This is a genomic window from Prevotella sp. Sow4_E9_plate (assembly GCF_052116205.1).
Classification (GTDB): Bacteria; Bacteroidota; Bacteroidia; order Bacteroidales; family Bacteroidaceae; genus Prevotella.
Genome location: NZ_JBQKLN010000067.1, coordinates 1 through 13973 on the forward strand (window position 1 = coordinate 1; position 13973 = coordinate 13973).

General features: G+C 43.0%; 14 protein-coding genes. 7 read left to right on the forward strand and 7 right to left on the reverse strand.

Translation table 11 applies throughout. The features are described 5' to 3' along the window. Positions 1-134: 134 nt before the first annotated feature. Together ACTQ53_RS16320 and ACTQ53_RS16325 are read left to right on the forward strand one after the other, a co-directional pair. Entirely contained in the window at positions 135-929 is a 795-nt protein-coding gene (locus tag ACTQ53_RS16320) for a class I SAM-dependent methyltransferase (protein ID WP_118079276.1), read from the forward strand. Between the two features lie 121 nt (positions 930-1050). Further along, entirely contained in the window at positions 1051-1848 is a 798-nt protein-coding gene (locus ACTQ53_RS16325) for an Ig-like domain-containing protein (RefSeq protein WP_441934268.1), read from the forward strand. A gap of 125 nt (positions 1849-1973) precedes the next feature. On the opposite strand, the gene ACTQ53_RS16330 is transcribed toward ACTQ53_RS16325, so the two are convergent. Both ACTQ53_RS16330 and ACTQ53_RS16335 read right to left on the reverse strand, forming a co-directional pair. Next, on the reverse strand, positions 1974-2531 hold the full coding sequence (locus tag ACTQ53_RS16330) for a hypothetical protein (protein ID WP_441934270.1): 558 nt from the start codon (positions 2529-2531) through the stop codon (positions 1974-1976). A 93-nt stretch (positions 2532-2624) separates the two neighbouring features. Beyond that, positions 2625-3398 carry a winged helix-turn-helix domain-containing protein gene (locus ACTQ53_RS16335; protein WP_441934272.1) on the reverse strand — a complete coding sequence of 258 codons (774 nt, stop codon included), beginning with the start codon at positions 3396-3398 and terminating at the stop codon, positions 2625-2627. A 203-nt stretch (positions 3399-3601) separates the two neighbouring features. On the opposite strand from ACTQ53_RS16335, the gene ACTQ53_RS16340 reads away from it, so the two are divergent. Then, positions 3602-5698, forward strand: coding sequence for an outer membrane beta-barrel protein (locus ACTQ53_RS16340; protein ID WP_441934274.1), 2097 nt, complete (start codon positions 3602-3604; stop codon positions 5696-5698). 44 nt (positions 5699-5742) lie between these two features. Here ACTQ53_RS16340 and ACTQ53_RS16345 read toward each other — a convergent pair whose 3' ends face one another. Genes ACTQ53_RS16345 through ACTQ53_RS16355 form a run of 3 tightly spaced genes read right to left on the reverse strand, consistent with a single transcriptional unit; the run spans position 5743 to position 8364 of the window. Then, complete coding sequence (locus ACTQ53_RS16345) at positions 5743-6681, reverse strand: DMT family transporter (protein ID WP_296974523.1); 939 nt, start codon at positions 6679-6681, stop codon at positions 5743-5745. A 48-nt stretch (positions 6682-6729) separates the two neighbouring features. Continuing rightward, the gene (locus ACTQ53_RS16350; protein ID WP_441934276.1) at positions 6730-7551 is read right to left on the reverse strand and encodes a bifunctional hydroxymethylpyrimidine kinase/phosphomethylpyrimidine kinase; all 822 of its coding nucleotides are present in this window, start codon (positions 7549-7551) and stop codon (positions 6730-6732) included. A gap of 45 nt (positions 7552-7596) precedes the next feature. Next, the gene (locus tag ACTQ53_RS16355; protein WP_441934278.1) at positions 7597-8364 is read right to left on the reverse strand and encodes a radical SAM protein; all 768 of its coding nucleotides are present in this window, start codon (positions 8362-8364) and stop codon (positions 7597-7599) included. Between the two features lie 302 nt (positions 8365-8666). Between ACTQ53_RS16355 and ACTQ53_RS16360 the strand changes: the two genes are divergently transcribed. The 3 genes from ACTQ53_RS16360 to ACTQ53_RS16370 are packed head-to-tail and all read left to right on the forward strand — an operon-like array spanning position 8667 to position 12450. Then, the gene (locus ACTQ53_RS16360) at positions 8667-9146 is read left to right on the forward strand and encodes a sigma-70 family RNA polymerase sigma factor (protein WP_294967741.1); all 480 of its coding nucleotides are present in this window, start codon (positions 8667-8669) and stop codon (positions 9144-9146) included. Further along, positions 9143-9850 (forward strand): DUF4974 domain-containing protein, encoded by a 708-nt coding sequence (locus ACTQ53_RS16365; RefSeq protein ID WP_441934280.1) that lies wholly within the window; start codon positions 9143-9145, stop codon positions 9848-9850. The genes ACTQ53_RS16360 and ACTQ53_RS16365 overlap by 4 nt, the downstream gene beginning before the upstream one ends. A gap of 17 nt (positions 9851-9867) precedes the next feature. Further along, complete coding sequence (locus tag ACTQ53_RS16370) at positions 9868-12450, forward strand: TonB-dependent receptor domain-containing protein (RefSeq protein ID WP_441934282.1); 2583 nt, start codon at positions 9868-9870, stop codon at positions 12448-12450. A 104-nt stretch (positions 12451-12554) separates the two neighbouring features. Here the strand turns inward: ACTQ53_RS16370 and ACTQ53_RS16375 are convergent, their stop codons facing one another. Both ACTQ53_RS16375 and ACTQ53_RS16380 read right to left on the reverse strand, forming a co-directional pair. Next, complete coding sequence (locus tag ACTQ53_RS16375; RefSeq protein WP_118416307.1) at positions 12555-12842, reverse strand: helix-turn-helix domain-containing protein; 288 nt, start codon at positions 12840-12842, stop codon at positions 12555-12557. Further along, positions 12829-13317 carry a hypothetical protein gene (locus ACTQ53_RS16380; RefSeq protein ID WP_441934284.1) on the reverse strand — a complete coding sequence of 163 codons (489 nt, stop codon included), beginning with the start codon at positions 13315-13317 and terminating at the stop codon, positions 12829-12831. The genes ACTQ53_RS16375 and ACTQ53_RS16380 overlap by 14 nt, the downstream gene beginning before the upstream one ends. Positions 13318-13557: 240 nt before the next feature. Here ACTQ53_RS16380 and ACTQ53_RS16385 point away from each other — a divergent pair. Further along, the coding region (locus tag ACTQ53_RS16385) for an RNA polymerase sigma factor (RefSeq protein WP_441934286.1) at positions 13558-13973 on the forward strand (416 nt) is incomplete at its 3' end.

The window sequence follows — 13973 nt, forward strand, 5'->3', positions numbered from 1 at the left end:
CTGAAAATCAGCGACTTGACCAACTTTTTATAGTTAAGTTTTCATAAGCATTTCTTAATATAAGTTATTGATTTACAGCCGATTAAATATTAATTTAACGCAGTATTGATAAAAGGTCAAAACATTATATAGATATGCAGAAAAGACATACAGATAGAAAGATGTACTTCCATGACTTGGAAATTACATCTAAAGAGTTTTACGTCAGCTACTTATCAACTTTCAAAAAGTTGACTTCGAAAAGTAGAGTATTAGAGGTGGGTTGTGGCGAAGGAGGCAATTTAGTCCCCTTTGCCCAACTTGGCTGTAGAGTTACAGGAATAGACATAGCAGAATGCAGAATAATAGATGCGAAAGCATACTTTTCGGAAATCTGCGAAAATGCCACATTCGTGTGTTGCGACTTTATGAAATACCATGCGCCAATCAATGAAGAGGAAAAGTTTGACGTGATATTATTACATGATGTAATAGAACATGTTCCAGCGAAAGGAAAATTTCTGTTACACCTCAAAAGTTTTCTAAAGTCAACAGGCGTTCTCTTTGTCGGATTCCCTGCATGGCAGATGCCGTTTGGTGGACATCAACAGATTTGCCGAAGCAAACTCTGTTCGCACTTTCCATTCATACATTTGCTACCAAACTCTATGTATAATTCATTATTGAAACTATGCAAAGAGGAAGAGGGTACTATAAGCGAGCTGATGAGCATAAAAGAGTGTAGAACAAGTATAGAGTTATTTGAAAAATTGATAAAAAGATGTGAATTCTCTGTTGTTGACAAGAAGTTTTGGTTTATCAATCCTCATTATAAGCAGAAGTTCCAGCTTACTCCATCGCTGTTGCCTCGTTTTGTTTGGAAAATTAAGTATGCAAGAAATTTCTTCACTACTTCTTGTTGGTACATATTGAATTTGAGCAATACGTAAAAGTAATACTCTCTTGTAGAGTGATAGAATATAAAAAAAAGTAAAAAGAGAAATCTCATGCAAGTTTTGAAAACGAGTTGCGTTTATTAATTAGTTATAACCCTTTAATATAAAGAAGCGTATGAAATTTAGAATGATTCTTATGGCATTAGCAGCTTTGCTCTGTTTGACAAGTTGTAGCGATGATGATTCTGGAATCCAGCTCACTGAAGACGAAGTAACCGGTGATATAATTACTGGTAAGCAGATTGTTATTAACACTCTAACAACCTATACCGATAGTGGCAGCAAGGTGAATGTTAATGGAGCTAAAGGTAAAGTATCAGCAATTTCTTCTGATGATAGTGTTGCCAAGGTTTCGTGTTCTTCAAATGAGTCTGAGAAGGAGATATACGTAAGTGGCGTTTCTGAGGGAAATGCTACTATAACCGTAACCGACTCAGACGGGAACTCTGCTATCTTAAAGGTAGAAGTAAAAAATTGGACTGCCCGTTGGAAGATATATAGAACGATGTATGTGGTAAATAGAAAATGTTTAGTTGAAGGCGTTTCTTCCGAGGATTCCGCAGCTATCGCAGCCGATGCTATAGAGAACGGCAAGTTCTATAAATATTATACTTTCCGTACTCCTACTAATAATCCTTTGGGTGTTATAACCAAAAGACTTACCATAACTGACAGTGAAGGAAATACTCGTATGGAGGGAGTTCTTAACATCCAACAAAATGCTGATAATACAGAAGTTTGGTATTTGTTGCCTTTCAAAGATTATAGAGCAGTTGTCTTGGCTACATTCTATAGTGACGGTGAGAGTATCTTTAAAGATGTGACAGATAATTATAAGAAGACTTATCCTCACATTAAAAAGGTCGAGCTACAAGCCATTTGTGCAATAGAGGAATTGGAGCCGGACAAATAAGTAAGAGTGTTTCTTGTAATATTTTTGTGGATAAATCCCGAGGAAAGATTTCTAAAGAAACGTTTCCTCGGGATTGTTGTATAAATACAATCCTAAGAGGCTCGTGAAGATATCTTCAAGGAAGATTAATATGCCCCTAAAACCTTCCAGTCGTCTATGAGTTTGAACAGTCGGGGCATGGCTGGCTTGTAGCTGTCGGGATAGGTGAGAGAATAGACGAAGAGTATTCTGCCACTCTTGATGAATTTATCGTAATGACTGTAGCCATCTACTCTTACTCCGTTTTCATAGACAGGACCGGAGAGGATGAATGCCTTATTCGATGCCTGCATCGTCCTTTCCGAATGAAGCTTCTGGGCTAGAGAATCGGCACAAGCCTGGAGGGTGTTGCTATTGTTGGGGGTAACGTAACTCTCCAGGATGATGTTGGCATGATTAGTGAATGAGAAGCGGGCATAGCCCTGGTATCCCGATACCGAAGTATCCTCCTGCTGGAAGAAGCAAGGATACTTGATAACGTAGCCGAAGTCCGGGTCATTGTATTCCTTCATGGGTGCCATCTCTACCTTGGTTTTGAAATCCGCCATCGGTGTATGCTGCTCTTTCGTAACCTCATGGTGATAGTTGATGATGAAGTTTATCATCATCAGCAAGACAACTGCTATCAAAAAAATCTTCTTCATATCTTTGCTTCTTTTGTATTTTAGCTGCAAAGGTATGAAGAAGATGGAAAAAAGCCAAATAATAAGTATGACATTTGGCTGACATTTCTGAACTTATCTGATTATCAGTCGGTAAGACTTGCCTCTTTCCGACTCAATCATGAGGTTGCTATTTTGCTCAATCACCGGTTTGATACGGCGAATCAAGGTATAGAGCGTTTCGCTGGCATCCGGTTTCTTGGGCCAAAGAGCATCACAAATCTCCTGTTTGGAGAGTTGATAATGCGTATTGTTGAAGAAGAGTTGCATCAGCTGGTGCTGCATCGGAGTAAACTTGATGGCTTGTCCGTTTTCCTGATTGTAGAAGGAATCCTCGTCTTGAGAATAGCACATGGTGCCGAACATATCAGCCTCATGATTCCAGGGTTGTTTTCTGCGATGATAGTATAGCGATGCAATAGCCCAAATCATAGCCATGAGGGTAAGCGTCAAAGATGTCCGCTGGTTGCTCATACTCAAAACATCTGCCATCGAACAGTTAGCATAACTTTGGATAGAATGCTCGTTGAGAAGCATCTCTTTGCTGCTGAGCAGGTTGGCGCTATTTACCAGCTGGGAATTGTTCTTGCCTTTTCTTCTGTCTTCCATCACATAGCAGAGATTACTGGTCGATTTCAGCAGGTTGATGCTGAGATGTGAGCGGTAGCTCTGGATGGTATCAGGCGTAATCCATTGATATTTATTTTCCTGAAGAGTCAGAGCCAAAGCTTTGTTCATATCTTGTACAATGGCATACTGTGCCTTGCGGTAGTTGCTTACGCTGGAGAATGCTGCAGACATCACAAGGATGGCGAAGATGAGGATGGAATGATATGCTTTCAGTTTCATATTATCTATTCTGTTTAAATGATATACTGTTTAAAGATTCAAATGCAAAAGTACAGAAATTCTATGAAAGATGGTATAAAACTAGATATAATATTCGTTAATTGATAAATGTCAGACTCATGTCAGCCATATTTTTCGCTTCGGTCTTCTCTTTTTGATACCTTTGCAGCAGAAAACAAGTTTTAGAAAAGTATATGATGACAATGAAGAAAAGTAAATTGTTAACAGCTATGGTGATGCTGTGGGCATTGATCTCTTGTGCAGAAATACGTGCCCAGGAGATCCAGAAGGTATCGAATGATTCTATAGCCTTGCAAGAGGTTGTTGTGAAGGCGGCACGAGTAGTCAACAAGGAAGATGGCAAGTTGATATTCCCAAGCGATATTCAGAAGCAGCGTTCTTTTTCTGGTTTTTCGCTTTTGGGAAAGTTGGCTTTGCCTCATATCAGGGTTGATGAGGCTGGCCGTTCCATTTCTGCTACCGATAATAAAGGAGAAGTGCAGATTCGTATCAATGGCATTCTCGCCAATATGCATGATGTACAGATGCTGGATGTAGCTTCTATTATGAGTGTAGATTATATCGATAGCCCTGGCGTAAGATATGGAAAGAATATTGCATACGTGATAGATATTCATACCCGCAGGGCTTCATCGGGTGGCAGTTTGGGCTTCAACTTGACTAATGCGCTAACTACCAAGCTCGGTTCGAACGATGTCTATGCATCCATCAATAGGGGCAAGAGTCAATTGAATATTTTATATGAGCAGACTTATGTGGATAATAAGGCATCCGAATATAATGAGGATGCTCAGTATCTTCTACATGATGGTTCTGAGTATCAGATATCTCGAAAAATCATGAATGGGGCAACTCAAAATTATGGTAATACATTGCAGTTGAAGTATAATCTGGCTGATTCTGCATTATATGTATTCCAGACAACGCTTACCACGGATTTCAGCAATCAGCCTTATACATCGAATGAAATGTGGTTTTCTGAATCAGGAAAGCCTGCGTATCCTGTTTACAGAACCAGCAAGGGTAGGGATTTTACTCCTGCTCTCGATTTGTATTTCTATCATCAGCTGGGCAAGCATCAGTCTTTGTCGGCAGATGTTTTGGGCACTTATATCCACACCAAAGGAGCCTATTATGAAGGTGAGGGCGAACCCTATCAATATCAGGTAGATGGAAAGACCTATTCGCTCATAGCCGAGGCTATCTATGAAAACCGGTTGAAACCCTTTACTTTTTCTGCAGGAACCAACTTGAACTGGAAATATATGGATAATCAGTATTTGGGTGATGTGGTTAGCGAGAATGGTATCCGTTCATTGGGTATTTATGGTTTTGCACAAATCAAGGGAAGTTTGGGACAATTCAAGGAAGGAACATCCCGTTTAACTTATGTGGCTGGCTTCGGGTTGAGTAATCAGTCTTATCGACAGGGAGATGAGGAATTTAGTTTTTGGCTTTGTCGTCCGAAACTCACATTGGCTTATTCCTTGACATCTTCGTTTCAGATCCGCTTGGGAAGTGAATTATCACAGCATATTTCGCAGATAGCTATGATTTCGGATACCCGTATTCGAAAGAACAGTATGGAATGGACTGTGGGTAATCCTTCGCTTAAGCCTAACAGTAGATATGAGAACTGGGTGGTATTCTCTTTTAGTAAACCAAGGATAAATACTGATTTTACCTTGAATTATCGCATCAATCGTCATTGTAATTTGGCGAAATACACCCGCACGGAAGATGATCAGTTTCTTTATACCCAGGCGAATCAGCCCCATTGTAATATGTTGTATCTTACGAATGATACCCGGTTTGACATTATCCCCGACCACCTTATATTATCTGTGAACGCAGGTATTTACCGTTTTTTCAATAAGGGCGATGAGTACAGTCATTGTTATACCGCTTATAATTATGGTGGAACATTACAGGGATATTGGGGAAAATGGACAGTGATGCTGTATGCTGATAACGGTTGGAACTTTATGGAGGGAGAGAACATCGGGCATAATCCTCCTTCATTGGCAGCCTCAGCCAGTTATCATATAGGTGATTTCGATTTTACGCTCTATATGCATAATCCGTTTATGGCTCATCCGAAATCTTATTCAGCAGAAATCGTCAACGCCTTGCTCCGTAAGCAGGTTCGTGGTTATGACAATTCGGGAGGCAATTTGTTCCGTATCGGTGTTGCCTGGAATATCAATCGGGGAAAGGAATACCGTAAGATACAGCGGAATATCAACAATGAGGAGCGCGAAACGGGTATCTTGAAATAGTTGGCTTTGCTTTCTATATGGGTTGCATGGGCAACAGCCGGAATTTATTTCTTCCCTTTATTGATGATATAAATTCCGGCAGTAGCCAATGCGCCTGCTATCAGATACTTCCAGTAGAAGGTTTCGCCAAGACAGAGGCAGGAGGTGATGGCTCCTACTACGGGGATGAGCGAATTGTATATCGCTACCTTTCCTACGGGATTGCAGCTTAATAGTTTGTTGTAGAGAGCGAAACTGATGGTTGAGATGGCAATGAGCAGCAGAAGGATAGTGATGCCCCAGAGGCTGATGACTGGCAGATAACCACCCATTAACAATGCAGGAATCACCAGCAAGGCTCCACCGATGCTCAACGAATAACCGGTTCCTACGAAAACATCCACCCTCTTGCTCAATCCTCGGGTCAGCAGGGAAGCACTGGCTCCACACAGGGCATTGAGGATAATCATACCATCGCCCAGGAATGTGAAACTTCCGCTTTCCTTTCCGCCAAGGTTCAAGGCAAGGATGCCCAGGAAGCCGATGATGCAGCCCAATGCCTTTCGCCACGTCATCCTGTCGCTCTTGAAGAAGATGCAGGCAAAGATAACCACCGTGAAGACGCTCATCGAATTGAGTATCGCCGAACGTGCTCCAGCATTATGCGAGAGTCCGAAATAGAAGAAAGCATAATGAAGGGTGGTGTTGAGGAGTGCATAGAGGAGAAGGAACCAGACATTCTCTTGAACAGCATTCTTTTTGAATCCGAATTTACGATGCGAGCTTCTGGCGATGGCCAGGATGATGATGCCGGAAATGAAGAAGCGGATGCCTGCAAAAAGCATCTTGCTTCCGGTCATGTCTGCTGTAATCTGATATTCCTCCATTCCCATTTTAATCAATGGGTAAGCCCATCCCCACGAGATAGCAGCCGTAAGGGCGAACAGGCTTACCCATACCGGGCGCTGAAATATACTGAGTGTATTTGTTTCTTTCTTTTCCATTATAATTTTATTGGTATTCCCCTGCTTCTGTGTTTGCTAAATGGCAATCTACAAGTCCCCCAGATGTCTTTCTATCGGAATACCGCGGTTCTTGTCCTTGTCATCCTTGTTGATGTCTATCCAGTTGCGCAGGGTATCCATGGCGATGCGGGTGGCATGGCGGAGATGATCGCCATCCTTCAGTCTGCCCACGATGATGCTGGAGAAGATGTCGCCGGTGCCCGGGAACTGAACAGGGATTTCTTCGTAGGGCAGGAGGAAATACTCTTCTGTAAGATGATTGAAACCTACCACGGCATGCTGACCTTCTACGATGCACGAGGTGATGAGCACGGAGTGGGAACCGATGGCTCTCAGTTTATCTATCAGTTCATAGGCTTCCTTCTGCGAGATTCCCTCTTCCTTGTATTCCGAATCCGTCAGCAGGCAAGCCTCGGTATAGTTGGGAAAACAGAGATGCGATACGCTCAGCATCTCCTTCATGCATCTCACGGTACTCTCACTGGCTCCACCATAGAGCTTGCCGTAATCGCCCATCACGGGATCCACATAGATGTCGGTGCCCAGTGCTGCCTGTTCTCTGCAATAACGTGCCACCAGCTTAGCCTGACACTCCGAAGCCATGAAACCCGTGGTGATGGCATCGAAGTGAATGCCCAGTTCGTTCCACTTCTGCAAGGCTTCCTCGATATACGAAGTGCATTCCAGAATGGCGTACTTGCCGTATGGGAAGGTGTTGCTGATGAGCATGGTGGGCAGATTGAACACATCGAGTCCCATATAAGAGAGGATAGGCATCTGAACCGCGGCAGATACCTTTCCGTAGCCACACATATCGCTGATAATAAGGATATTACTTTTCGCTTTCATTCTTTCTTTTTTCTACTTGCTTTTCTTTCTTATCCTGATTATCTCTTAATAGCTGGCTGTACACTTGATGCCCAGTGCCTCTACACGTTCCTTGATGGCATCGAGTACTTCCTTTGGCGCCTTTTCCAGCAACTTGTCTGGTGTTTCGCGGGCGATGGTATAAACCATTACCTGCTGAGGCTGGATGTCTTTCACTGCCTCCAGCCAAGGAGCTACGAAATGCTCGCTGGTATTGTCCAAACCGTCACCTCTCAGGAACATGGTCTGGATGATGACGTGCCCATTGAACATCTTCAGATATTTGATCACATCCTTCACGTTGTAGTTAGGCTGCTGAGGGCGGTCCAGCTTCTTGATGTAATCCATATCCACGGTATCCAGTTTCAGGATGTTGTTATCCACGAGCATCAGCGCCTCTCTCACTTCCTCCTTATATATATAGGTGGCGTTGCTGAGTACGGATACTTGTGCTTCAGGGAAATATTTCTTGCAGAGTTCCATCGTATCTTCCACGATTCCCTTGAAGTCTGGGTGTCCCGTAGGTTCACCGTTTCCTGCGAAGGTAATGTCGTCCAGAGGCTGGTTGTTGCCGTGGCGCTCTTTCAGAACCTTCTCCAATCCTTCTCTTACCTCCTCGCGGGTAGGGCGCTTCTTCTTAGGACGGAAGTCGGCGTTGAATCCGCATTCGCAATAAACGCAGTCGAATGAACAGACCTTGCCATCAGATGGCATGAGGTTGATGCCCAGTGAAACTCCCAGACGGCGGGAGTTTACCGGACCGAATATCGGTGATGGATAAATAATCGTTGACATAATCTTATTCTCCTTTATCTAATCTATTCTTTATTTTATCTTGGTAATACCTATTTTATACCAATCTTATTTACTTGTTCGTAATTTGGTGGGCAAAAGTACTAAAAAATGTTGGAATGAACAAATAAATCAACTGAAAATCGATTTATCCTTACCATTTGTCTTCTATCTCCGATAGATTGTGTACTTTTGCATTCCAATCCGGGGAGAATCTTGGTGATTTCGGTTCGGATTTAAAGGAAAAAACAAAAAAGTTGATGTTTTGCTTAGTTTTTCGCTTGGCTCAACTGTATAGATAGTATATGAACAGAAAAAAGGACATAGAACAGTTATTCCGTCAGCATTATGTGAAGATGTACAATCTGGCCAGATGCATTCTTTCGGATGATGACGAGAGCAAGGATGTGGTGAGCGAAGTTTTCGCCCAGATTCTTGCCGATGATGTGGTTCTGGTGCCTGGGAGTGAGGATGGTTACTTGATGCGGAGCGTACGCAACCGCTGTCTCAACCTGATAGCTCATAAGAGCGTGAAGGAAAGGGTGGCGAAGCTGCTGCTGGATGATGCCGACGTGATTCTCTCAGAAGAGACCGATGAACGGCTCGACCGGCTGATGCTTCTCATCGAAGACCTGGAACCGCCTATCCGGCAACTCATTTTCCGTCTGCGCTATCTTCAGGAGAAATCTTATCAGGAGGTGGCTGATGAAGTGGGAGTGAGCAAGGTGACGGTATTCAATCATCTCTCGAAGGCGATGGACTGGATTAAGGAACAATTTAAATGAGCAAGACAATGACAAACATGAGTAAAGAAGAAAAGCGGATGATGCTCTTTGACATGCAGGAGCATCCCGAGAAATATACCGACGAGCAGGTGGAGCACCTGCTTGCCGATGAGGAAGTGAAGGAGTTCTTCCATGAACTGGCGATGGCGAGAATGGCTGGCAAGAAAGCCAATCCGAAGGAGGTGGATGTGGATGAGGCTTGGAAGGAGTTTGTTCAGGCTCATCACGAGGATAAGATGTCGATAGATGCCGGCAAATCCAAGGACGCTTATCGCAACCGGATGAAGATTGCTGCATCCATCGTCGGCATCATCTTCCTTTCGGGGGTAGCCTTGGCTGCGATTCACAATGGCTGGTTGGGGTTCCCGGCTTCTGATCAGACAGCGGATAACAAGGCTGCTACAGAACAGATGGCAACAACCCGGGCGCTGACGAACGACAGTCTTCGTGCTGCAACAGCAGAGAACAAGGATTCGCTTGATATGAAGCCGGTGGTGTTTGATGATGCTGAATTGGGAACCATTCTGGCTCAGCTATCCGGTTTCTATCATGTCAAGGTGGAGTATGTGGATGCCGGTGCCCAGCACATCCGTCTCTTCTTCAACTGGAACAAGACGAAGACTTTGGAGCAGAACCTGGAGATTTTGAATGCTTTCGACCGCATACAGATAGAGTATATTGACGGTACATTGTTGGTGAAATAAGATAGGAGGATATATTTATGAGAGATTTTTGGAAACCAATGCCCGTTAGCGGCAAGCTTATCAGAGAGCTTCTTCTTCTCTTCCTGCTGTTTGGGGTTCAGCAGTCTTATGCCCAGCGCATCACCCGACAATATAATAATGTGTCGTTCTCTGCGGCGTTGAAGGATTTGAACGCCCGCCAGCATAAGTACACCATCAACTTCGTGTATGATGAACTGGAGGATTTCAGGGTAACCAAGAGCATCCGAAACCAGAGTGTTCCCGATGCCATCATGCAACTGATAGGATTCTATCCCATCAGGATGACGCAGGTGGAGGATAATATCATGGTGGAGTGTACGCAGAAGACAACCCTTCGTTATAAGGGACGTATTATAGATGAGAGTGGCAATGCTGCCGAATATGCAAATATAACCTTGTTGTCGCCCATTGATTCTACGATCGTAGGACATGGTGTGAGTAATGAGAATGGAAGTTTTGTCATTCCTTGTAATTCCCGGAAGGTGTTAGCCCGTATCACATACGTTGGTTATAAGACAATCAACCGTATATACAGCAATCCGGAAATGGGAATCATCAAATTGCAGCCTGAAACGATGATTATCAAGGGAGTTGTAGTGAAGGGTGAAAGACCTCAGTATAAAATGTCGCCTGGAGGAGTGGAGGTTGCCGTAGAGCATACCTTGCTTTCTAAGATGGCAAACACTTTTGATGTCCTGAATCTGTTGCCCCGTGTCTCTGTTGATGGACAAAAGATATCCGTGTTTGGTAAAGGCACACCGATTGTTTATATCAACAACAAGCGTGTGAATGACAATAATGAGATTGTAAATATCACTCCTGACAACATCAAGTCGATTTCCGTGATAACAAGTCCTGGAGCAGAATATGATGCCGAGGTAGAATCGGTAATTCGTATCCGCACCAAAGAGCGGCGTGCCAATGGGTTCAGCTTGCGTGCAGATGCTTTTGGTAAATACAACAAATGGATGTCGGATTACGAGCTTGTCAGCGCCCGGTATCAGACCAAGAAATTCGAGATAGCCAATAGTTTATGGATGAGGGGCTATCATATTGGTGAGGATAATCACCTGAACACAGATATCAATTTGCCCGACAAGCATTATCACAACGACCAACATATTCATTCGGATACTAACAACCGCTTCTTGTCGGAATATCTCTCAGCCGACTATTCACTCAACGACAGCAATTCCATTGGTGGCTCTTATCGCTACTATGGCATGTTGAATGGCAGGACGAATAGTGCAAGCCAACAGGATGTGTTTCTGAACGGTGTGGCACAGGGTAGCATTCAGCAGAATGGGGTTATAAAACCTCATCTCGGTTCACATCAGGCGGACATCTATTATGTGGGAAAGATAGGGCAGGTAGGCATCGATTTCAATGCCACATACTATGCGGTTAATGACAGACGTAGTGATGAGAGTATTGAAAGCAGCAAGGAGTTGGGCAATCAGGAGGTACACTCAAGCAATCGTCAGAATAGCGATATGTGGGCAGGCAAGTTGGTTGTGAATATTCCTCTGTGGAAAGGAAATATGTCTGTAGGAACAGAGCTGTCGAAGACCGACTCTCATGGAACGTTCCTGAACGAAGAGCAGTTGGTGCCATCTACAGAGACGGATATCCATGAAAGAAATGTTGCTGGCTTTGTGCAATATGGACTGTCCCTCAGCAAGTGGAACATTGGTTTGGGTGTGCGTTTCGAGAATATCATTCGCGACTATTTCTCTGGTGGAGTCAAGCAGGATGATGTAAGTAGAAGATACAGCAACTTCTTTCCTAACCTCAGTATTTCATGGAACAAAGGTAACTGGAATTGGCAGTTGAATGTCAACGAGAAAATAAGTCGTCCAAGTTATCGACAGTTGGGCAACTTCATGCAGTTTGACAACCGTTTCCTTTATGAAGGCGGAAATCCTACCTTGCAACCGGAGAAGGTGTTCAATGTTGAGGCAATGATGTTATATAAGTGGCTGAATGTTTCCGCAGGTTATAAATACCTGAAGGATGTGATAGAGTGGACCAAGTATATCTATCCTGGAAAGGAATTTGCTTATAGTACGTCGTTGAATTTCGACCATAAGCAGCTGCTTTATGCTTCTGTCAATGTTTCGCCAAAGCTTGGCATCTTCCGTCCTACGTGGGGATTCAATTATAACCAGCAGTTCTTCGACACCAAGAAGTATGGTGCCGGCAAGGCATTAAGCAGACCTTTGCTGTTGTGCTCGCTCGACAATAATTTTGCTCTTTCAGAAACGATGAACGCGGCTATCAGCCTGAATGCAGCAACACCCAATGCAGATGGATTTCTTATGATGAAGAGTAATTACAGCGTCGATCTGCGGTTCGACAAGTCGTTTGCCAATCGCACATGGATCATTTATCTTTCTGCAAATGACATCTTCAAGACTACAAAGGAACGTTGGACGATGTATGGACAGGGTTCGGGTACCATGAAAGACTGCTACAACTACACACGCAACATCTCCTTGCAGGTTACGTATAATTTCAATGCCAAGCGCAGTAAGTATAAGGGCACAGGAGCCGGCAATGAAGAAAAGAGCCGCTTGTAGTTTTTGTTAGGAAGAAACTCTCTTAATAAACAATGAATATATGACAATCGGTCAAGCGAAGGCAAAACCATATTGGCTTGCTCTTTGCTTGACCGATAAAAAAATCATACACATATTTCTAAATCCTGATGGACGACATTTAATATAGGAGCTTGGAGAGCATCCTCAATAGAAACAAGAGTGTCTATTGTAAAATTATGTGTTCCCCGCATCCATTTGCTTATTTCCGCTTCCCGTTTTCCGAGTAGAAGGGCTAGGTCTTTCTGCTTCATCCCTTTAGAAACCAGAATGTCATGTATCCTATCTACGATTTGGAAAGACAAATCTACAGACCTGCGAATCTCAGGATCAACATGTTTGCGGCGTTCTTCTAAAATCTTACTTCTTCTCATTTCTTGTAAAGTTTAAATTTCCAATTATTTCTTTGTCAACTAATACAATTGTTCCATCTTTAATTCTCGATTGAATGAAACGACTTGTATCTATCAAGAGTTTTACATAGGGAGCTAGTGTTGTACTTTGTTGCCAACTTTTAGTATCTTTGACTCCTCCGTTTCCGAAAATCAGAATATGGTTAGATAATCTGATACAGTAGAGTCGAATCTTGTTACCAATATCTATTGGGATAACTCCAACACCATCTCCATAGTGGCCTTCCGGACGGAAATAACGTTCCAAAGCTCCTCGTTCGGAGATTTTGTCCAACCATGAAATGACAACATCTATTTCTTCATCGTAAGAACATCCTTCTGGAAATTTCTCAAAGAAATTTTCAAATTCAGAGAGTTCTTCTCCTTCAAGATGAATACTATAGAAGTTTATATCTTCATACTCTTCTATAAGCTCTATGTTGTACTTCTGTTCCATAAGCTTAACTTTTAAGTTATTTCGTTGCAAAGATAATACAATCTTCTTTAAGTTGTTTATAAATTAACTTAAAAATGAAGAGAAGATATGTTTTTTAACTATAATTTATTAGTCTTATAATGAAATTAGGAGTATCTTTGCATAGGTTTTTCAAAAAAAGTAGAAGATTTCTTCATTTTAGGGGTAATTGATTTCAGAAAAGCTTGTATATAAGAGTAGAAACAAGAAGAAAATGACGTGATGACAGAAGAAAATGAACAGCGGATGGAACGGCTGTTCCACGACCATTACGAGCAGATGTATCGCTTCGCCTTTGCCTTGCTCCATGATAATGAGGAGGCGAGGGATGTGGTGAGTGATGTGTTCTCCAGATTGTGGGATAAACAGCTGGTTCCAGACCGGGCTTACCTGATGCGGAGCGTGAAGAATGCCTGCATCAATCTCATAGCCAGAAAGAAGAGAGATGAAAGACTGAAACGGCTTCTCCCTCTCTCGGAAGAGAAATTGACGGAGGAAGAACCTTCTCGTCTGGAAGAGCGATGGCAGGCTGCCGTGGATTGCATCGACCATGACCTGACCGACCAGACAGCTTCCGTCATCCGATTGTGCTATCGGGAAGGAATGTCGTATAAGGATACGGCGGATGAACTGGGCAT